General features: G+C 64.2%; 15 protein-coding genes. 14 read left to right on the forward strand and 1 reads right to left on the reverse strand.

Annotation, left to right across the window (positions count from 1 at the left end; translation table 11 throughout):
* Window positions 1-3 precede the first annotated feature (3 nt).
* The 12 genes from BTO32_RS13275 (at window position 4) to lpxC (ending at window position 14478) form a co-directional block, all read left to right on the forward strand.
* The gene (locus BTO32_RS13275) at window positions 4-1488 is read left to right on the forward strand and encodes a UDP-N-acetylmuramoyl-L-alanyl-D-glutamate--2,6-diaminopimelate ligase (protein WP_076725131.1); all 1485 of its coding nucleotides are present in this window, start codon (window positions 4-6) and stop codon (window positions 1486-1488) included.
* Entirely contained in the window at window positions 1485-2873 is a 1389-nt protein-coding gene (locus BTO32_RS13280; protein WP_076725132.1) for a UDP-N-acetylmuramoyl-tripeptide--D-alanyl-D-alanine ligase, read from the forward strand. Before BTO32_RS13275 ends, BTO32_RS13280 begins: the two co-directional genes overlap by 4 nt.
* Complete coding sequence (mraY, locus tag BTO32_RS13285) at window positions 2858-3943, forward strand: phospho-N-acetylmuramoyl-pentapeptide-transferase (RefSeq protein WP_076725133.1); 1086 nt, start codon at window positions 2858-2860, stop codon at window positions 3941-3943. The genes BTO32_RS13280 and mraY overlap by 16 nt, the downstream gene beginning before the upstream one ends.
* Window positions 3944-3956: 13 nt before the next feature.
* Window positions 3957-5300, forward strand: coding sequence for a UDP-N-acetylmuramoyl-L-alanine--D-glutamate ligase (gene murD / locus BTO32_RS13290; RefSeq protein WP_076725134.1), 1344 nt, complete (start codon window positions 3957-3959; stop codon window positions 5298-5300).
* Window positions 5300-6499, forward strand: coding sequence for a putative lipid II flippase FtsW (gene ftsW, locus BTO32_RS13295; protein WP_076725135.1), 1200 nt, complete (start codon window positions 5300-5302; stop codon window positions 6497-6499). Before murD ends, ftsW begins: the two co-directional genes overlap by 1 nt.
* A complete protein-coding gene (murG, locus tag BTO32_RS13300) occupies window positions 6496-7581 on the forward strand; it encodes an undecaprenyldiphospho-muramoylpentapeptide beta-N-acetylglucosaminyltransferase (RefSeq protein ID WP_076725136.1) in 1086 nt (361 codons plus the stop codon). The genes ftsW and murG overlap by 4 nt, the downstream gene beginning before the upstream one ends.
* On the forward strand, window positions 7574-9019 hold the full coding sequence (gene murC, locus BTO32_RS13305) for a UDP-N-acetylmuramate--L-alanine ligase (protein WP_076725137.1): 1446 nt from the start codon (window positions 7574-7576) through the stop codon (window positions 9017-9019). The genes murG and murC overlap by 8 nt, the downstream gene beginning before the upstream one ends.
* Complete coding sequence (locus BTO32_RS13310) at window positions 9012-9986, forward strand: D-alanine--D-alanine ligase (RefSeq protein WP_076725138.1); 975 nt, start codon at window positions 9012-9014, stop codon at window positions 9984-9986. Before murC ends, BTO32_RS13310 begins: the two co-directional genes overlap by 8 nt.
* Window positions 9979-10818 carry a cell division protein FtsQ/DivIB gene (locus BTO32_RS13315; RefSeq protein WP_076725139.1) on the forward strand — a complete coding sequence of 280 codons (840 nt, stop codon included), beginning with the start codon at window positions 9979-9981 and terminating at the stop codon, window positions 10816-10818. Before BTO32_RS13310 ends, BTO32_RS13315 begins: the two co-directional genes overlap by 8 nt.
* Before the next feature lie 34 nt (window positions 10819-10852).
* Window positions 10853-12088, forward strand: coding sequence for a cell division protein FtsA (gene ftsA / locus BTO32_RS13320; RefSeq protein WP_076725140.1), 1236 nt, complete (start codon window positions 10853-10855; stop codon window positions 12086-12088).
* A 95-nt stretch (window positions 12089-12183) separates the two neighbouring features.
* A complete protein-coding gene (gene ftsZ, locus BTO32_RS13330; RefSeq protein ID WP_076725141.1) occupies window positions 12184-13341 on the forward strand; it encodes a cell division protein FtsZ in 1158 nt (385 codons plus the stop codon).
* 219 nt (window positions 13342-13560) lie between these two features.
* A complete protein-coding gene (gene lpxC / locus BTO32_RS13335) occupies window positions 13561-14478 on the forward strand; it encodes a UDP-3-O-acyl-N-acetylglucosamine deacetylase (RefSeq protein ID WP_076725142.1) in 918 nt (305 codons plus the stop codon).
* Window positions 14479-14489: 11 nt separating this feature from the next.
* Here the strand turns inward: lpxC and BTO32_RS13340 are convergent, their stop codons facing one another.
* Window positions 14490-14936 carry a DciA family protein gene (locus BTO32_RS13340; protein WP_076725143.1) on the reverse strand — a complete coding sequence of 149 codons (447 nt, stop codon included), beginning with the start codon at window positions 14934-14936 and terminating at the stop codon, window positions 14490-14492.
* A gap of 231 nt (window positions 14937-15167) precedes the next feature.
* On the opposite strand from BTO32_RS13340, the gene BTO32_RS13345 reads away from it, so the two are divergent.
* The gene (locus tag BTO32_RS13345; protein WP_245820340.1) at window positions 15168-16103 is read left to right on the forward strand and encodes a M23 family metallopeptidase; all 936 of its coding nucleotides are present in this window, start codon (window positions 15168-15170) and stop codon (window positions 16101-16103) included.
* Between the two features lie 175 nt (window positions 16104-16278).
* Window positions 16279-19026, forward strand: coding sequence for a preprotein translocase subunit SecA (gene secA / locus BTO32_RS13350; RefSeq protein WP_076725145.1), 2748 nt, complete (start codon window positions 16279-16281; stop codon window positions 19024-19026).
* The last annotated feature ends 67 nt before the right edge of the window (window positions 19027-19093 follow it).

Genomic DNA, 19093 nt, shown 5'->3' on the forward strand with positions numbered 1-19093 from the left:
GCTGTGTGCATCACATCTCTCAGCACCCTGTTGCATGGCATTGTCGATGTGCCCTCGGTGTTTGATGCCACCATCCACGGGCTCGTCAGCGACAGCCGTGAGGTCCGCCCCGGCGATGCCTTCGTGGCGGTATCCGGGGCGCGAACACCGGCCGATCGCTATGTGGATCAGGCCATTGCGGCCGGGGCCAACGTAGTGCTTTTGGAAACGGACGCGCCTCGGGCCTGTTTCGAGCGGCGGGGAGCCCTGGTGGTTCCTGTGCCCGGTCTCAAGCAAAATCTCGGTCGGATCGCTGACCGCTTTTTTGAACATCCATCCCGCCGGCTGCGGTTGATCGGTGTCACCGGGACCAATGGCAAGACCTCGGTGAGTCAGTACATTGCCCGGTTGCTTGGCGACACCGGCACACCCTGCGGCGTCCTGGGGACCCTGGGATATGGCATGCCGGGAGCCTTGCTGCCGGCCACGCATACCACGCCGGACGTGGTGCAGATCAATCGGATCCTGCACCGGATTCTGGACAAGGGCGCGCGCGCCGCCGCCATGGAAGTGTCCTCCCATGCCCTGGATCAGGGGCGGGTGGACGGTCTTACCATGACGGGCGCCGTCTTTACCAATCTGACCCGCGACCACTTGGACTACCACGGTTCCATGGAGGCCTATGGCGCCGCCAAGGCCAAACTGTTCACCCGCGAGGGGCTGCATTTTGCCGTGATCAATTTCGATGACCCGTTTGGTCGCCAGTTGTATGGCCAGCTGGACGGGCGTTGTGACCGAGTTCGTTACAGCCTCCACGAGTCCCAGACCGAGCTGTGGCTGCAGGACTTCCGCCCGACCGAGGGCGGTTTCGAGGCGCAGGTGGATGGTCAGTGGGGGCGCTTCGACATCCAGGTACCGCTGATGGGGAGTTTCAATGCCAGCAACGTGCTGGCCGCCATGGCCGCCGTTCTGACCCTGGGGGTGCCGGTCGAGCGGGTGCGGGGAGCGGTCGCGCGCCTGACGCCTCCGCCCGGGCGCCTGGAAGTGTTCGGCAATGGCGACGGGGTCCGGGTCGTAGTCGACTACGCCCACACTCCGGATGCCCTGGCCAATGCGCTGGCGGCCTTGCGGCCTCACGTGTCGGGCCGACTGATCTGCGTGTTCGGCTGTGGCGGCGACCGGGACCGGGGCAAGCGCCCGGACATGGCGCGGGAAGCGGAAGCGGTGGCGGACTGGGTGATCGTGACCGACGACAACCCCCGAACCGAGGCGCCGGCGGCCATTGTCGCGGACATCCTTGAGGGATTCCGCCATCCGGACCGTGTGGCCGTGATCCATGACCGGGCAGAGGCCATCCGGCGGGCCATCGCCTCGGCGGTGCCGGGTGACTTGGTACTGGTGGCTGGCAAGGGGCATGAAGATTACCAAGAGATTCAGGGGCAGAAGCTGCCATTCAGCGACGCGGAGCATGTACGCCACTGCTTGAACCTGAACGGAGGTGTGGCATGATGCGCGCCTTTTCCCTGGCGGAGGCCCGGCAATGGCTGGGCCTGGCGCCGGATCCGGGGACCGGGCTGTTGTCCTTCACCGGAGTTTGCACCGATACCCGGCGCCTGCAGCCGGGAGACCTGTTTGTGGCGTTGCGGGGCGACCGTTTCGACGGCCACCGCTTCCTTTCACAGGCCCGAGCCACCGGTGCGGTGGCCGCCGTGGTGGAAACGCCGGATCCGGCAGTGGCGCTGCCCCAGTTGGTGGTGCCGGACGCGGTCCAGGCGCTGGCCCGCCTGGCGCTTGGCAACCGGAACGAAAGCCAGGTCGGGCTGGTGGCCGTCACCGGCAGCAGTGGCAAGACCACCGTCCGGGAGATGACCGCGTCGATCCTGTCGGAAATGGGGCCGACCCTGGCGACCGAAGGCAATCTCAACAACCACATTGGGGTGCCCCTGACCCTGTTCCGGCTGGCACCGGAACACCGTTTTGCCGCAGTGGAGCTGGGCGCCAGTGGCCTGGGTGAGATTGCCCATACCGTGGCCATCGTCCGCCCCCGGGTGGTGATTCTGACCAATGCCGGTCAGGCCCATCTGGAAGGTTTCGGCAGTTACGACAACATTGTCCGGGCCAAGGGCGAGATCATCGAAGGGGTGACCCCGGGGGGACTGGTGCTGCTGAACCGGGATGATCCCGCCTTCGCGCGCTGGCGCGAACGGGCGGGGAAGCGCCGGGTAGCCTGCGTCAGTGCTCAGGGACACCCGGAAGCGGATTACGTGATCACCGGTGCCACCATGACCGGCGAGGGGCAGCGCCTGTCCGTCTCCGGCCCGAACGGGTGGCACAGTGAACCGGTGCTGCCGCTGCTGGGAGAGCACAACCGGCTCAACGCCCTGTTGGCCGTAGCGGCCGCCCGGGAGCTGGGGGCCTCGGACGCTCAGGTGATCGCTGGCCTGCAAGCGGTTAAGCCGGTGCCCGGCCGTCTCCAGCCCCTGACCTTGACCAAGGACCTGACGGTCATTGACGACAGTTACAACGCGAATCCGGCCTCGATGAAAGCGGCGCTGGCGGTACTGGCCGGTTTCCCTGGGCAGCGTATCGCGGTGCTGGGTGCCATGGCGGAACTGGGGACGGAGGCCCGGCGCTGGCACCAGGATGTGGGGGCCACGGCGCGGGCGTGCGGCATCGAACGTCTGCTCGTGGTGGGGCCGGGCTGCGAAGGGTATCTGGAAGGGTATGGACCGGCGGCGGAGTTTCATCCCGGACACGAGGCCGCGGTCGCCGCCATTTTGCGCCATCAGGCGGGGCCGACCACCGTGCTGGTGAAGGGATCCCGAAGTTCCGCCATGGATCGCGTGGTGGATGGGTTGAAAGAAAAGGTGAACAACGCATGCTGCTCTGGCTGACAGAGATACTCTCACAGTACTTTTCCGCGCTGACGGTGTTTCAGTATCTGACGCTGCGCGCGATTCTCGGTATCTTGACGGCGCTGTTGCTGTCGCTGGTGATCGGGCCGACCATGATCCGCAAGCTGAGTCAGTACCAGATCGGCCAGGCGGTACGCGACGACGGCCCCAAAACGCACCTGAGCAAGGCCGGCACGCCCACCATGGGCGGCGCTTTGATTCTGGTGGCCATTGCTGTGAGCACGCTGCTTTGGGCGGACCTGAGCAATCGTTATGTCTGGATCACCCTGCTGGTCACCTTGATGTTCGGCGCCATCGGCTGGGTCGACGACTATCGCAAGGTGGTGGAACGCAATCCCCGGGGCCTGCCTGCCCGCTGGAAGTATTTTTGGCAGTCGGTGATTGGCGCCGGCGCGGCCATCCTGCTGTTTTACAGTTCCGCGCTGCCCCAGGAAACGTCCCTGTACGTGCCGTTCGTCAAACAGGTCTCCCTGACGCTGGGGCCGGTGATGTTCGTGCTGCTGTCCTATTTCGTGATTGTCGGCAGCAGCAATGCCGTCAACCTGACCGACGGCCTCGACGGCCTGGCAATCATGCCGACGGTGATGGTGGCCGGTGCGCTCGCCATCTTTGCATACGTGTCCGGCCATGCCCAGTTCGCCAATTATCTGCTGATTCCCCACCTGCCGGGGACCGGCGAGCTGATCGTCTTCTGTGGCGCCATTGTCGGCGCCGGTCTCGGTTTTCTGTGGTTCAACACCTACCCGGCCCAGGTTTTCATGGGGGATGTGGGCGCGCTGGCTCTCGGTGCCGCGTTGGGGGTGGTCGCGGTCATCGTGCGCCAGGAAATCGTGCTGTTCATCATGGGCGGTGTGTTCGTGATGGAGACCATTTCCGTCATCCTGCAGGTGGCGTCGTACCGGCTGACCGGCCGGCGCATCTTCCGGATGGCCCCCCTGCATCACCATTTCGAACTTAAGGGTTGGCCGGAGCCCCGGGTCATCGTGCGCTTTTGGGTGGTCACGGTGGTGCTGGTGCTGATCGGCTTGGCCAGCCTGAAGATTCGGTAGGAGCAGCAGGTTTATGGGCGTCATTGCATCGGATCGTCGCACACTGGTGGTCGGGCTCGGGAAGACCGGGCTTTCGGTGGTGCGTCATCTGTCGGCGCAGGGGCGGGCGTTTGCGGTGGCCGACAACCGATCGAGCCCGCCTGGGCTGGCCGAGTTGAAGGCTGGGTGGCCGGATGTGCCGGTTTACCTCGGGCCGTTCGATGCCGAACGCTTTGCCCAGTTCAACGAACTGGTGGTCAGTCCTGGTATCAGCATCGCGGAACCGGCCATCGCTGCGGCGGTGGCTTCAGGCGCCCGGATCCGGGGTGACATCGACCTGTTTGCCGAGGTGGCGGATGCTCCGGTGGTGGCGATTACCGGTTCCAACGGCAAGACCACGGTGACCACGCTGGTCGGCGAGATGGCCCGGGCCGCCGGGCGCAAGGTGGCGGTTGGCGGCAACATCGGCACGCCGGCGCTGGATCTGTTGGGGCAGGGCGCGGAGCTGTATGTGCTGGAACTGTCGAGCTTCCAGCTGGAAACCACCGACCGGCTCAATGCGCTGGTGGCGACGATCCTCAATGTCAGCGATGACCATATGGACCGCTATCCGAACAAGATGGCGTATTTCCAGGCCAAGCAGCGGATTTTCCGGGGGGCCCGGCATGCGGTGGTCAACCTGGACGATCCGCTGAGCACACCCATGGTACGGGATGGCCTTGCCGTGCATTGCTACGGCTTCCATCGGGTCAATCCGGAGACCTTCAGCACCCGGGACGACGATCAGGGCACCTGGATCACCTATGGGTTCGACAACCTGCTGCTGACCCGTGAGCTGAAACTGATGGGGCAGCACAACGTCAGTAATGTGATGGCTGCGCTGGCGCTGGGGCGGGTGGCGGGCCTGCCGATGGCGGCGATGTTGGCGGTGGTTCGGGAATTCCGTGGCCTGCCGCACCGGTGCGAGTTTGTGCGCAGCCTTGATGGCGTCGACTACATCAACGACTCCAAGGGCACCAACGTGGGGGCCACGGTCGCGGCCATCCAGAGCCTGATGCCGGAACAGGGACAGGTGGTGCTGATTGCCGGTGGCGATGGTAAGGGCGCCGATTTCTCGCCCATGGCTGAACCGGTTGCCCGCTGCTGCCGGCGGGTCCTCGTTCTGGGGGCCGATGCCGACCGCCTGGCGTCCGCCCTGGCCGACACCGTTCCGGTGGAGCGGGTCGGCAGTCTGGATGAGGCCGTGGCGCGAGCCCGAGCGGTGGCTCGGCCGGGCGACCGGGTGTTGCTGTCCCCGGCCTGCGCCAGTTTCGACATGTTCCGGGACTATCAGGACCGGGGTGACCAGTTCCGGCAACGGGTGGAGGCGCTGTTGTGATGCGTAGCGACACTCTGGTTCAGGACCGGTCTCCATGGCTGGGCGAGCTGCAACCGCTGCCGGCGCTGGTGATCAGCGCGGCGGCGCTGATGGTGATCGGTATCGTCATGATCGCCTCGGCGTCCATGGACATGGCGTCGGAGACGCTGGGCAATAGCTATCACTACGTGATCCGGCAGCTGCTGTTCGCAGCCCTGGGTTGCGCGCTGGCACTGGTGGCGGTGAATGTGCCGGTGGCCTGGTGGCAGCGCAGCGGCTGGTTGTTGCTGGGCATTGGGCTGCTGGTGCTGGTGCTGGTGCTGACCCCGCTGGGGCGGACCGTGAACGGCTCCACTCGCTGGATTCCGTTCGGCCTGTTCAATGTACAGGTGTCCGAAGTGGCCAAGCTGTGCCTGATTGCCTATCTGGCCGGTTACGTGGTCCGGCGCCGGGAGGAACTGCTGAACACCTGGCCGGGCTTCCTGAAACCGCTGGTGGTGCTGGGCGTCGCGTCTGTGTTGCTGGTGATCCAGCCGGACTTCGGGGCAACGGTGGTGTTGGTTACCGCCGCCGCGGGCATGATTTTTCTCAGCGGCGTTCGGCTCAGCCGTTTTCTGCCGTTGATCGCGGTGCTCGTGGTGCTGGGGGTGGTGCTGGTGCTGACCCAGCCCTACCGGCTGAAGCGGGTGGTGAGTTATCTGGATCCCTGGAAAGATCAGTTCGACAGTGGTTATCAGCTGACCCAGTCGCTGATTGCCTTCGGCCGGGGTGAGTGGGCCGGTGTCGGCCTGGGCAACTCCATCCAGAAGCTGTTTTATCTGCCGGAGGCCCACACCGATTTCATTTTCGCGATCATCGCGGAAGAGTTCGGCCTGTTCGGTTCGCTCACGGTGTTGGCCCTGTTTGCCGTACTGGTGGTGTCCGGCCTGGTCATCGCCCGGCGGGCGGAGCGGGCCGGCATGGAGTTTGGCGCCTGCTTCGCCTACGGCATCACCCTGCTGATCGGGCTGCAGGCGGGTATCAACATGGCGGTCAGTACCGGTTTGCTGCCCACCAAGGGGCTGACTCTGCCGCTGGTCAGCTATGGCGGCTCGAGTCTGATGATTTCCTGTATCTGCATTGGCGTGCTGGCCCGGATCGAGCTGGAGCGCCTGGACCAGGCACGGGTTGCCCGGGAAGGACAGGGGAGCCGCCGACCGCGGAGAGGGGGGGCGTCATGACCCGGCCGCGTCGTTTCCTGATGATGGCCGGTGGCACCGGAGGGCACGTGTTCCCGGCCCTGGCGACCGCCCGCGCCCTGCAGGCCCTGGGGCATGAAGTGCACTGGCTGGGGGCCAGCGGCGGTATGGAACAGCGGCTGGTCGGGGAAACCGATATCCCGTTGTCGCTGATTCACGTGTCCGGCCTGAGGGGCAAGGGCAAGCTGGCGCTGGTGCTGGCGCCGTTCCGGCTGATGCGGGCGCTGGGTGAGGCATTTACGGTGCTGCGCAGGGTGCGTCCGGACTGTGTTGTCGGCATGGGGGGCTTTGTGACCGGCCCGGGTGGGCTGGCGGCCTGGCTGCGGGGAATCCCGCTGGTGATTCATGAGCAGAATGCCATCGCGGGGCTGACCAACCGTATCCTGGTGCGTTTTGCCAAGACGGTGCTGGAAGCCTTCCCCGGCAGTTTTGGCGCCGGGGTGGTGACCCGCTGTACCGGCAACCCGGTCCGCCAGGGGCTGACGGATCTGCCGGCTCCGGCGCAGCGTCTGGCCGGCCGGAGTGGCCGTCTGAAGTTGCTGGTGGTTGGCGGCAGCCTGGGGGCCCAGGTGTTCAATGAACGGGTACCGCAGGCACTGGCCCGGATTCCTGAGCCACAGCGTCCGGAAGTGCGTCACCAATGTGGCGAGCGGAACCTGGAGGCGGCCCGGGCAGCATATGAGGCGCAGGGGGTGACGGCGTCGGTAGAGCCGTTCATCAAGGACATGGCCGCGGCTTACGCCTGGGCCGACGTCGTGCTCTGTCGTTCCGGGGCGCTGACGGTGTCGGAACTGTGCGCGGCGGGTGCGGCCTCGATACTGGTGCCGTTCCCCCATGCCGTCGACGACCATCAGACCGCCAACGCCCGCCAGCTGGTGGCCGCCGGCGCGGCGGTGCTGATACCCCAGCCCCGGTTTTCCGTCGAGGCCCTGACGGAGCTGCTGCAGGACCTGGCCGGGGACCGGGCCCGAATCGAGAATATGGCGACGGCCGCCCGCGAGCTGGCCCGCCCGGATGCAACGGAGAGAGTCGTGAATTACTGTCTGGAGGCCGCTCATGGCTGACGTGACCAACCCGCCGCTGGTGTATCAGGTGCCGGAGATGCGCAGGATTCGTCGCATCCACTTTGTCGGCATCGGCGGTGCCGGCATGAGCGGCATTGCCGAAGTGCTGAAGAATCAGGGCTATGAGGTTTCCGGATCCGACTTGAGGGAGGGGCCGGTGACCGAGCGTCTCAAGGCCCTGGGGGTGGATGTCCGGATCGGGCACCGCGAGGAGAACAGTGCCCACGCCGATGTGGTGGTGGTCTCCTCTGCCGTGAAACCGGACAACCCGGAGGTGGCGGCGGCCCGTATCCGCCGGGTGCCGATCGTGCCCCGGGCGGAGATGCTGGCGGAAATCATGCGCTACCGCCACGGCATCGCGGTGGCGGGTACCCATGGTAAGACCACCACCACCAGCCTGATCGCCTCCATTCTTGGCGAGGCCGGCCTGGACCCGACGTTCGTGATCGGCGGCAAACTCAACAGTGCCGGCACCAACGCCCAGCTGGGTGGTTCCCGCTATCTGGTGGCGGAAGCGGACGAAAGTGACGCCTCGTTCCTGCACCTGACGCCGGTGATCTCGGTGGTGACCAACATCGAGGCGGACCACATGGACACCTACGGCGGCGATGTCGAAAAGCTGAAGCAGACGTTCGTCGACTTTTTGCACAATCTGCCGTTCTACGGGGTCGCGGTCATGTGCGTGGACGATGGCTACGTCCGCGAGATCATTCCACGTATTTCCCGGGCCATCATCACCTATGGCATCGACAATCTTGACGCCGATTATCGTGCCGAGGGGATCGTCACGGACGGCCTGAAAACCCGCTTCGTCGTCAAGCGCCCGGGGGGGCGTCCCGACCTGGCCGTGGAACTGGGCATGCCGGGGCGCCACAACGTGCTGAATGCCCTGGCGGCCATCGCCGTCGCCACCGACGAGGGGGTGGCGGATGCTGCCATTTGCCGGGGGCTGGCGGCTTTCGCCGGCGTTGGCCGGCGGTTCCAGGTCTATGGCGACTACCAGACGCCCAGGGGCCGGGTAACCCTGGTGGACGACTACGGTCACCATCCCACCGAGGTCGAGGCGGTGATCCGCGCGGCCCGGGATGCCTGGCCCGGACGGCGACTGGTGATGCTGTATCAGCCGCACCGGTTCACCCGCACCCGCGACCTGTACGAGGACTTTGTCCGGGTACTTTCGGAAGTCGATGCGCTGCTGCTGATGGATGTCTATTCCGCCGGTGAACCGGCCATCCCGGGCGCCGACGGTCGCTCCTTGTGCCGCAGCATCCGGCAACGCGGGCTCATTGAACCGGTGTTCGTCGAGGACAACGGCAAGATCGAGGGCCTGCTGGCCAATGTCTTGAAGGACGGCGACCTGCTCATTACTCAGGGCGCCGGGGATATCGGTGGCGTGGCCGCTCGGCTGGCGGCGGGGGGGGTAATTTCCAGTGACTGACAAGCATCACGGTGAAACCTTGAGTTTTCAGGCAGACCCTGCCCTGGTCAGGGCGCTGGGGCGGGTGGCGGTGTTCATGGGGGGGGATTCCGCCGAACGCGAGGTGTCGCTGAAAAGCGGCCAGGCCGTTCTCGCCGCGCTGCAGTCCGCCGGGGTCGATGCCTACGGAGTGGATGTGCGTGGCTGTCTGCTGAAGGTGGCCGAGTCGCCCCAGTACGACCGGGTGTTTATCGCCCTGCACGGCCGGCGCGGTGAGGATGGCACCCTTCAGGCGATTCTGGCGCAGGCTGGCATCCCCTATACCGGCAGTGGCGTTCTGGCCTCGGCCCTGGCCATGGATAAGTTGCGCACCAAGTATGTGTTCCAGGGCTACGGCCTGCCGACGCCTCGGTTTCGTGCCATGACCGGAGCCGGCCAGGCGGCTCAGATCCTGAAGGAGCTGCGTCCGCCCCTGAGCGTGAAGCCGGCCCACGAAGGCTCCAGCATCGGGGTGCGGAAAGTGTCCACCGAAGCGGAGCTGATCGACGCCTACAACGCCGCTGCGGCACTGGACGACTTAGTGCTGGTGGAAGAATGGATCGAAGGGGCGGAGTTCACGGTCAGTTTGCTGCAGGACAGAGCGCTGCCGGCGATTGGCCTGAGCACAGACCATCCGTTCTACGATTACGACGCCAAGTACCTCGCCGATGACACTCGCTACCGTATTCCCTGTGGTTTGGCGCCGGAGGATGAAGTACGGCTGCAGACGCTGGCGCTGGAGGCTTTCCGGGTCGTGGGCTGCCGGACCTGGGGCCGGGTGGATGTGATGCAGGATCGCGACGGGCAGTTCTGGCTGTTGGAGGTGAATACCGTACCCGGCATGACGGACCACAGCCTGGTACCGATGGCTGCGCGCGCGGCGGGGATCAGTTTCGAGGAGCTGGTGGTCCGGATTCTGGCCGACACGCTGGAGGATGCGGATGCTTGACAACCTGCGGGTCCGAAGCCGGGCGTTTCCGTCCGAGCCGCCGCGGCGCCGGGGGGCCACCTCCCTGGAGCCGGAGCGGGATCGGCTGGGCGTGCTCAGGGCCATTCTCGCGTCCGTGCCCTGGCTGCAGGTTGGGTTGGGAGCCCTGATCGTGCTCCTGGCCGCTCTGGTGCCCTGGGGCACCGGCAAGGTTCTGGAAGCGATGGACCAGCAGATTCTGGCCATCGACGTGAAGGGTGAATTCATCGGTGACAGTCGCGTGGCCATCGAGCGCGAGGCCAGCCGCTGGCTCGGCAAGAGCTATTTCGCCACCGATCTGTCCGAGATCAAGGCGGAACTGGAGCGCCGTCCCTGGGTGGCTTCGGCGGCCATCCGCCGGGTCTGGCCGGATCGCCTGGTGATTGACATCCGCGAGAAGAAACCGCTGGCGTACTGGAACGGCGGGCGCTTGGTCAGCCGAACCGGTGAATTGTTTGCCCCGGCCAATCCGGAGGTGGCGGGGCGATTGCCCCGACTGTCCGGACCGGATGAGCGGGTGCGGGACGTGATCCGCATGGCGCAGGACCTGAGTGGCCGGCTTGCCCGTCACGGGCTCGGTTTCGCCGGCCTGTCGCTGGAGGCCCGGGGGGCCTGGACCCTGAATCTGGCCAACGGTATCGAGGTGGTCCTGGGGCGGGACCATGTGGACGAACGGTTTGAGCGCTTTCTGGCGGTCTACGAGGCCCGGCTGGTGTCCCGTTCGGATGAAGTGAAACGCATCGATGCCCGCTACACCAATGGTGTGGCGGTGCAGTGGAAGCCGGCCCCGGCCGCTTCCGAACCGAATTCCTAGAACTTAACGGCAGACCTACGGTTTGGTGAAACACATGTCATCGGTTGAAACGGAAAACATGATTGTGGGCCTGGACATCGGAACCTCGAAGGTGGTTGCGATCGTCGGCAAGCGCAAGATGGACGGCACCATCGAAGTGGTGGGGATCGGTTCCCATCCGTCCCGGGGGCTCAAGCGTGGCGTGGTGGTCAATATCGAGACTACGGTCCAGGCCATTCAGCGCGCGGTGGAGGAGGCGGAGCTGATGGCAGGTTGCCGCATTCACTCGGTCTATGCCGGGATCGCCGGCAGCCACATCAAGAGCCTCAACTCCCACGGTATCGTGGCGATCCGTGACCGGGAAGTGACCCAGGCCGACATCGATCGTGTCATCGATGCGGCCCAAGCGGTGGCCATCCCTGCCGACCAGAAAATCCTGCACATTCTGCCGCAGGAGTTCGTGATCGACAGCCAGGAAGGGATCAAGGAGCCCCTGGGCATGTCCGGCGTGCGGCTGGAGGCCAAAGTCCATCTGGTGACCTGCGCCGTCAACGCCGCCCAGAACATTGAAAAGTGCGTCAGGCGCTGCGGCCTGGAGGTGGACGACATCATCCTTGAGCAGCTGGCTTCCAGTCACGCCATCCTGACCGAGGACGAAAAGGAGCTGGGCGTGTGTGTGGTGGACATCGGTGGCGGTACCACCGACATCGCCGTGTTCACCGGTGGCGCCATCCGCCACACCGCAGTCATTCCCATCGCCGGTGACCAAGTGACCAACGACATCGCCATGGCCCTGCGGACACCGACCCAGAATGCCGAGGAAATCAAGATCAAGTATGCCTGCGCGCTGACCCAGCTGGCTGGGGCCGACGAGACCATTAAGGTCCCGAGTGTCGGCGACCGCCCGCCCCGGGACCTATCGCGTCAGGCACTGGCGGAAGTGGTGGAGCCCCGTTACGAGGAGCTGTTCACCCTGGTCCAGTCGGAGCTGCGCCGCTCCGGTTTCGAGGACCTGATTCCGGCGGGCATCGTATTGACTGGCGGCTCATCCACCATGGAAGGGGTGGTGGAGCTGGCGGAGGAAATCTTCCACATGCCGGTCCGGCTGGCTTCGCCGCAGGCCGTGTCCGGCATGACGGAGGTGGTCAACAACCCGATTTACGCCACCGGCGTGGGCTTGTTGATCCATGGCTTCCGGCAAATGGATCTTGGCCGGACGCCGGTGCTCAAGGGGGAAGATGCGCCCTCGTTGTTTGAGCGCATGAAGGCCTGGTTCACCGGTCATTTCTGATTGGCCGGACGGGCAGTACACGAAGGTATCTCGAACAGACAAAACTCGATAAGCGGCCTGGACAAGGCCGCAGACAGCACGAAGGAGTAAGGGAAATGTTTGAACTCGTCGATAATGTCCAGCAGAACGCGGTCATTAAGGTCGTCGGTGTCGGTGGCGGTGGCGGTAACGCGGTACGTCACATGCTCAACAGCGACATCGAAGGCGTGGAATTCATCTGTGCCAACACCGATGCCCAGGCCCTGACCGATCTGGATCCGCGCCAGGTCATTCAGCTTGGCGGCAACATCACCAAGGGGCTTGGCGCCGGCGCCAATCCGGAAGTGGGCCGCCAGTCCGCGCTGGAAGACCGGGACCGGATCTCCGAAGCTCTGCAGGGTGCGGATATGGTGTTCATCACGGCCGGCATGGGGGGCGGCACGGGAACCGGCGCGGCGCCGGTGGTAGCCGAGGTGGCCCGGGAGCTGGGCATCCTGACCGTGGCGGTGGTCACCAAGCCGTTCATGTTCGAAGGCGGCAAGCGCATGAGCATCGCCGAGGCCGGCCTGAAGGAGCTGGAAGAAAACGTGGACTCGCTGATCACCATCCCGAACGAAAAGCTGCTGGCGGTGATGGGCAAGAAAACCAGTCTGCTGGATGCGTTCGCCGCAGCCAACGACGTGCTGCTGGGGGCGGTCCAGGGCATTGCTGACCTGATTACCCGCAACGGCATGATCAACGTCGACTTCGCCGACGTGAAGACGGTGATGTCCGAGATGGGCATGGCGATGATGGGCACCGGCCGGGCCACCGGCGAAAACCGTGCCCGCGAGGCCGCCGAGGCCGCGGTCCGCAGCCCGCTGCTGGAAGACATCAACCTGCAGGGCGCCAAGGGCATCCTGGTCAATATCACGGCTGGCATGGATCTCAACCTGGGCGAGTTCTCTGAGGTGGGTGACATCGTTCGTGAGTTCGCCTCCGACTCCGCGACCGTGGTTGTCGGTACCGTGATCGACCCGGAAATGACCGACGAACTGAAGGTGACCGTGGTGGCGACCGGCTTGGGTGGCGATCGGGAGAAACCGGCGAAGGTGGTCGACAACACCCGTACGCTGGATGGCAAGACCGACTACCGGCAACTGGATCGTCCGGCGGTGCTGCGTCGTCGTGCGGTGTCTTCCGGCAACGTGGCGATCGATCAGAGCAAGGAGAGCGAGGAGCAGGGCGTCGACTATCTCGATATTCCCGCATTCCTCCGTCGGCAGGCGGATTGATAATCTGTCTCAACTTTGAGCCAGACTCGTGCCGGCCCGTCGCTTCGCGCGATGGCGGGCGGGCCTGGTGGACGTGAGCCGAGAACCGGCCGGGCCCGGGCGATTGCAAAAGTTTCGCAAAGGCCGACCTGGTCAAATGGTACTCAGCTCCGAATTCTGATATTCTCCAGGCAGATTTTTGCCCAGAATATCGCTATTTTGTGACGGAATGATGAACCGATGATCAGACAACGGACACTCAAGAACACCATCCGCGCGACCGGTGTCGGCCTGCACTCGGGGGAAAAGGTCTACCTGACCCTCAAGCCCGCGCCGGCGGACACGGGCATCATTTTCCGCCGCACGGACCTGGACCCGATGGTCGAGATCCGCGCCTGTGCGGAAAACGTGGGCGAGACCATGTTGTCCACGACGCTGGTCAAGGACGGTGTCCGGGTGGCAACCGTTGAGCACCTGCTGTCCGCCATGGCGGGTCTCGGTATCGACAACTGCTACGTGGAACTGAGCGCGGCGGAAGTGCCGATCATGGACGGCTCCGCCGGTCCCTTCGTCTTCCTGCTGCAGTCGGCCGGCATCGCCGAGCAGGATGCGCCCAAGCGGTTCATCCGGATCAAGCGCGAAGTCAGTGTTCAGGAAGGCGACAAAAGTGCCACCTTCCTGCCGTTCGATGGCTTCAAGGTCAGCTTCGGCATCGACTTTGATCACCCGGTCTTCAAGGGCCGGGCCCAGACCGCAACCGTGGACTTTTCCAGCACCTCTTTCGTGAAGGAAGTGTCCCGGGCCCGGACCTTCGGTTTCATGCGCGACATCGAGAAGCTGCGCGCTATGAACCTGGCCCTGGGCGGCAGTGTCGACAATGCGATCGTGGTGGACGACTACAAGATCCTCAACGAGGACGGGCTGCGCTACGATGACGAATTCGTCAAGCACAAGGTGCTGGATGCCATCGGCGACCTGTATCTGCTGGGCAACAGCCTGATCGGCGAGTTCCGCGGCGTCAAATCCGGTCACGACCTGAACAACAAGCTGCTGCGCAAGCTCCGGGCGGAAGAGGATGCCTGGGAAGTGGTCACCTTCGATGATGAGGAAGCCGCTCCCATCTCCTACATGAAACCGGTGCTGGCGGCCCAGGGCTGAGGCAGGACGCCTCAGTCCCGGACGTGGCTTGCGAGTTTTTCGAGAACCTCCCGTAACGCTTTATCCTTCGTGTGCCCGGCTTCTTCCGCAAGAAGCCGGGCATTTTCCTTGCTCAGCCGGGGTTTGATCCGGCGGCGTTTTTCCCGGGCCTTCGGCGGCACGACTTTTACCTTCAGTTTCCAGACGTACTGGAAGGCTTCGTCCTGGCGCACACTGGCCATGATCTCGTGCTGACGGAAACGGATCTGACTGGCCTGGGTGGCGTTTTCCGCCGACAGGGTCAGTTCGCCGTCCTGGCAGGCCAGAAAGCGAACGCCCTGAGCCAAGTCCCGGGGCAATGCCCTCAGGACCGTCTGTTCGGCTTCCCGATGCTGTTCCGCCTTGGCGATCAGCTGGCGCAGCGTGGGTGGTCCCCGAAATTTGTCGAAGCTCAGTTTTTGATCGTTTTTTGACGCCATGGGTGCGGTTTTGCTCGACGGGTCCAATTACGATTGGTTACACTTCGGCACGGTTTGTGCGTAGTGCCTGCCTGACACTCGTTTTACATTGTCCGAAATGGGTGTGTCTACCGGGCGCTGCGATTTTTCAGCACGCAGTTGTTGCCAAGGATCGGCAGACCCGCGCGAAGACTCCGGGGCGCAACTCGACAGGATCAGGTTGGCGGCTCCCCGATGAAACCAGAAGACGATATGAACATTATTCTCGTTGGCAAGCGCCACGGCAAAGCCCGGGTGGTCTCCCTCGGTGGCGGACTCGTCGCCGGCATGACCCTGATGGTCCTGGGGCTGCTGGCTGCCGCTGCGTGGGCAGGCTATTACGCGGCCACGCTGGCGGCCAGTGCCGAGCAGCCGGAGCCGTCCGAGCTGGTGGCGCGGTGGCAGGCGAAGCTGGCGGAGCAGCAGCAGGCGCTGGCGGAGGTCAAGGAAGGGGCCCAGCAGCAGATTGATGCACTGACCCTGCGGCTGGGTGAACTGCAGGGGCGGATGCTGCGCCTGGATGCCCTGGGACAGCGCTTCGTCGAATCCGGACTGGTGGCGGCGGAGGAGTTCAACTTTGAGGAGCCGGCGGCCGTCGGTGGCCCGGAAGGTGCGTCGTCCAAGGAGCCGTTCACGGTGCCGGCTCTGACCGATATGATCGAGCGCCTGGAGGCTCAGCTGGAGGATCGGGAGCAGCAGCTGCGCCTGCTTGACACGCTGGCCTCCCGGCAGAAGCTCGAAGAGGAACGGTACGTGGCGGGACGCCCGATTACCTGGGGCTGGCTGTCCTCCAAGTACGGTTACCGTTCCGACCCCTTCACCGGCAAGCGCACCTGGCATGACGGCGTCGATCTGGCCGGTAAGGAAGGCAGTGACATCATTTCCGTGGCCGGCGGCGTCGTGACCTGGGCCGGGGAACGGTATGGTTACGGCAACCTGGTGGAAATCGACCATGGCGACGGCCTGGTGACGCGCTACGGTCACTGCAAGACGGTCAAGGTGAAGGTCGGAGATGTGGTGCAAAAGGGGCAGGTGATCGCCCTGATGGGCAGCACCGGACGCTCCACCGGGCCACACGTGCATTTCGAGGTGCTTCAGAACGGCCATTCCCGGGACCCGCTGAAATACATCGCCCGGGCCGATCGTTGATCGTTGGTTTCTCACGGCCAGCCGCCGCTGCCGTCCTCCCCGCCTCGCCGGGCTTTTCGAATACCGCTCAACCCGCGCACCCCGGCCGTTCACAGGCCGGGGTGCGACTTTTGTCTTGCCGGAAAATAAGGTTAGAATGCCGGCTCCCTTCGATTAATTAAAGAAGCAGTGGTCTATGTTCACAAAGCTTGCAACGAAAATTTTCGGAAGTAAAAATGCCAGAGAAATCAAGCGGATGCGCAAGATTGTCGAGCGTGTCAATGAACTTGAGGAGTCGTTTGGCAATCTCTCCGATGCCGAGTTGCAGGGCAAGACCGCTGAGTTCCGGCGCCGGCTCGCGGAGGGCGAATCCCTGGACGCCCTGCTGCCCGAAGCCTTTGCGACCGTGCGCGAGGCCAGTCGCCGGGTCATGGGCATGCGCCACTACGATGTCCAGCTGATTGGCGGCATCACGCTGCACGAGGGGCGGATCGCCGAGATGAAAACCGGGGAGGGCAAGACGCTGGTGGCCACGGCCCCGGTCTACCTGAATGCCCTGACCGGCCAAGGGGTGCACGTGGTCACGGTGAACGACTACCTGGCCCGCCGGGACGCCGAGTGGATGGGTAAGTTGTACCGCTTCCTCGGCCTGGAGGTGGGCGTGGTGGTTTCGGGCCAGTCCCCGGAGGAAAAACGGGCCGCCTACCAGGCGGACATCACCTACGGTACCAATAACGAGTTCGGCTTCGACTACCTGCGCGACAACATGGCCTTCAGTACCGCGGACAAGGTCCAACGCGGCCTGCATTTTGCGATCGTGGACGAAGTGGACTCCATCCTCATCGACGAGGCCCGGACGCCACTGATCATCTCAGGCGCGGCTGAGGACAGCTCCAAGCTCTATCAGGCGATCAATGCGCTGGTCCCCAAACTGCACAAGGGGGAAGCTCGGGAAGACGGCGAGCCCACCGGTGATTTCATCATCGACGAGAAGTCCCGGCAGGTGGAGCTGACCGAGGTGGGGCACGAGAAGGTCGAGCAGCTGCTGCTGGAACAGGGGTTGCTCAAGGAGGGCGACAGCCTCTACTCGGCAGCCAATCTGGGCCTGCTGCACCACGTCCATTCGGCACTCAGGGCCCATCACCTGTTCCAGAAGGACGTGGACTACATTGTTCAGGGTGGTCAGGTCATCATCGTGGATGAGCACACCGGCCGTACCATGCCCGGTCGCCGCTGGAGCGAGGGGCTGCACCAGGCCATCGAGGCCAAGGAAGGGGTGAGGATCCAGGCCGAGAGCCAGACCCTGGCCTCCACCACCTTCCAGAACTATTTCCGCCTCTACGACAAGCTCGCCGGCATGACCGGGACCGCCGATACTGAAGCCTTCGAGTTCCGTCAGATCTATGGCCTGGACGTGGTGGTCATCCCGCCCAACAAGCCGGTCCAGCGCATTGATTACAACGACTTGGTCTACCTGACCCAGGAAGAGAAGTTCCACGCCATCATCGATGAAATCAAGGATGTCACCGCAGAAGGTCGCCCGGTGCTGGTGGGCACCGCCTCCATCGAGGCCTCGGAGCTGTTGTCGTCACTGCTCAGGAAAGCGGGCATCGAGCACCAGATCCTGAACGCCAAGCATCACGAATCCGAGGCTAAGATCATCGCCCAGGCGGGCCGGCCCGGCGCGGTGACCATTGCCACCAATATGGCGGGCCGTGGTACCGACATCGTGCTTGGCGGCAACTGGGAGTATGAGGTTGCCGCCATGGAGAATCCGACCGAGGAGGACATTGCCCGTATCAAGGCGGAGTGGCAGGAGCGTCATAACCAGGTGCTGGAGGCCGGCGGCCTGCACATCATCGGTACCGAGCGCCATGAGTCGCGGCGGATCGACAACCAGCTTCGGGGCCGGGCCGGTCGTCAGGGCGATCCCGGTTCGTCCCGGTTCTTCCTGTCGCTGGAGGACAACCTGATGCGGATCTTTGCTCCGGACCGCGTCAAGAGCCTGATGCAGGCGATGGGGATGAAGAAGGGCGAGGCGATCGAGCATCGCATGGTCACCAACGCCATCGAGAAATCACAGCGCAAGGTCGAGGGCCGCAACTTCGACATGCGTAAGACGCTGCTGGAATACGACGACGTCGCCAACGATCAGCGTATGGTCATCTACGAGCAGCGCAATGAGGTCATGGCCTCGGACGATATTTCCGACCTGATCCGCACGGTCCGCGAGGATGTTGTCAACGAGCTGATCAGCGAGTTCATCCCGCCCCAGAGCATGCCGGAACAATGGGATGTGAAGGGGCTGGAGGCCCAGCTGCAGTCGGAAATGGCCATTGAGCTTCCGGTCCAGAAATGGCTGGAGGACGACAATAAGCTGTACGAGGAAAGCCTGCGCGAAAAAATCCTCGCCGAAATCGTCGCCGCCTACGAGGAGAAGGAAAGCATTGCCGGTGCCGAGGCCATGCGACGGTTCGAGAAGCAGGTGTTCCTGCAGGTTCTGGACACGCTCTGGAAGGAGCACCTGGCGAATATGGATCACCTGCGCCGGGGCATCCACCTGCGCGGCTACGCCCAAAAGAACCCGAAGCAGGAATACAAGCGGGAGGCGTTCAACCTGTTCCAGGACATGCTCGCCGCCATGAAACGGGATATCGTCCGTATCCTGTGCCACGTTCGCGTCCAGACTCGGGAGGAGATGGAAGAAGTCGAGCGCCAGCGTCGGGAAGCGCTGGAGAAGGAGCTGGCCCGGGCCCGGCTGCGTCACGACGAGACCAGCGCCACTGCGACCGCGCAGCCGCAGGGGCGGGGTGAGGGTGACGCAGGCCCGTCGGCGGCGACACCGGAGACCTTTGTCCGCCAAGAACGGAAAATCGGCCGGAACGAACCCTGTCCCTGCGGGTCCGGCAAGAAATATAAGCAGTGCTGCGGCAAGGTCAACTGACCGCCAGGCACTGGAGACCGCGCAAGACCCGCATCCTGATGGCCTCAGGTTGCGGGTTTTTGCGTTC

Origin of the sequence: Marinobacter lutaoensis (genome assembly GCF_001981305.1) — a bacterium.
Lineage (GTDB): Bacteria > Pseudomonadota > Gammaproteobacteria > Pseudomonadales > Oleiphilaceae > Marinobacter > Marinobacter lutaoensis.

What these genes read in the sequence shown, in the direction of transcription:
- secA (WP_076725145.1), top strand. Translation starts at nt 16,279, where the DNA reads ATGTTCACAAAGCTTGCAACGAAAATTTTCGGAAGTAAAAATGCCAGA.
- ftsA (WP_076725140.1), top strand. Translation starts at nt 10,853, where the DNA reads ATGTCATCGGTTGAAACGGAAAACATGATTGTGGGCCTGGACATCGGA.
- mraY (WP_076725133.1), top strand. Translation starts at nt 2,858, where the DNA reads ATGCTGCTCTGGCTGACAGAGATACTCTCACAGTACTTTTCCGCGCTG.
- lpxC (WP_076725142.1), top strand. Translation starts at nt 13,561, where the DNA reads ATGATCAGACAACGGACACTCAAGAACACCATCCGCGCGACCGGTGTC.
- murC (WP_076725137.1), top strand. Translation starts at nt 7,574, where the DNA reads ATGGCTGACGTGACCAACCCGCCGCTGGTGTATCAGGTGCCGGAGATG.
- BTO32_RS13280 (WP_076725132.1), top strand. Translation starts at nt 1,485, where the DNA reads ATGATGCGCGCCTTTTCCCTGGCGGAGGCCCGGCAATGGCTGGGCCTG.
- ftsW (WP_076725135.1), top strand. Translation starts at nt 5,300, where the DNA reads ATGCGTAGCGACACTCTGGTTCAGGACCGGTCTCCATGGCTGGGCGAG.
- BTO32_RS13340 (WP_076725143.1), bottom strand. Translation starts at nt 14,936, where the DNA reads ATGGCGTCAAAAAACGATCAAAAACTGAGCTTCGACAAATTTCGGGGA.
- murG (WP_076725136.1), top strand. Translation starts at nt 6,496, where the DNA reads ATGACCCGGCCGCGTCGTTTCCTGATGATGGCCGGTGGCACCGGAGGG.
- BTO32_RS13345 (WP_245820340.1), top strand. Translation starts at nt 15,168, where the DNA reads ATGAACATTATTCTCGTTGGCAAGCGCCACGGCAAAGCCCGGGTGGTC.
- murD (WP_076725134.1), top strand. Translation starts at nt 3,957, where the DNA reads ATGGGCGTCATTGCATCGGATCGTCGCACACTGGTGGTCGGGCTCGGG.
- ftsZ (WP_076725141.1), top strand. Translation starts at nt 12,184, where the DNA reads ATGTTTGAACTCGTCGATAATGTCCAGCAGAACGCGGTCATTAAGGTC.
- BTO32_RS13315 (WP_076725139.1), top strand. Translation starts at nt 9,979, where the DNA reads ATGCTTGACAACCTGCGGGTCCGAAGCCGGGCGTTTCCGTCCGAGCCG.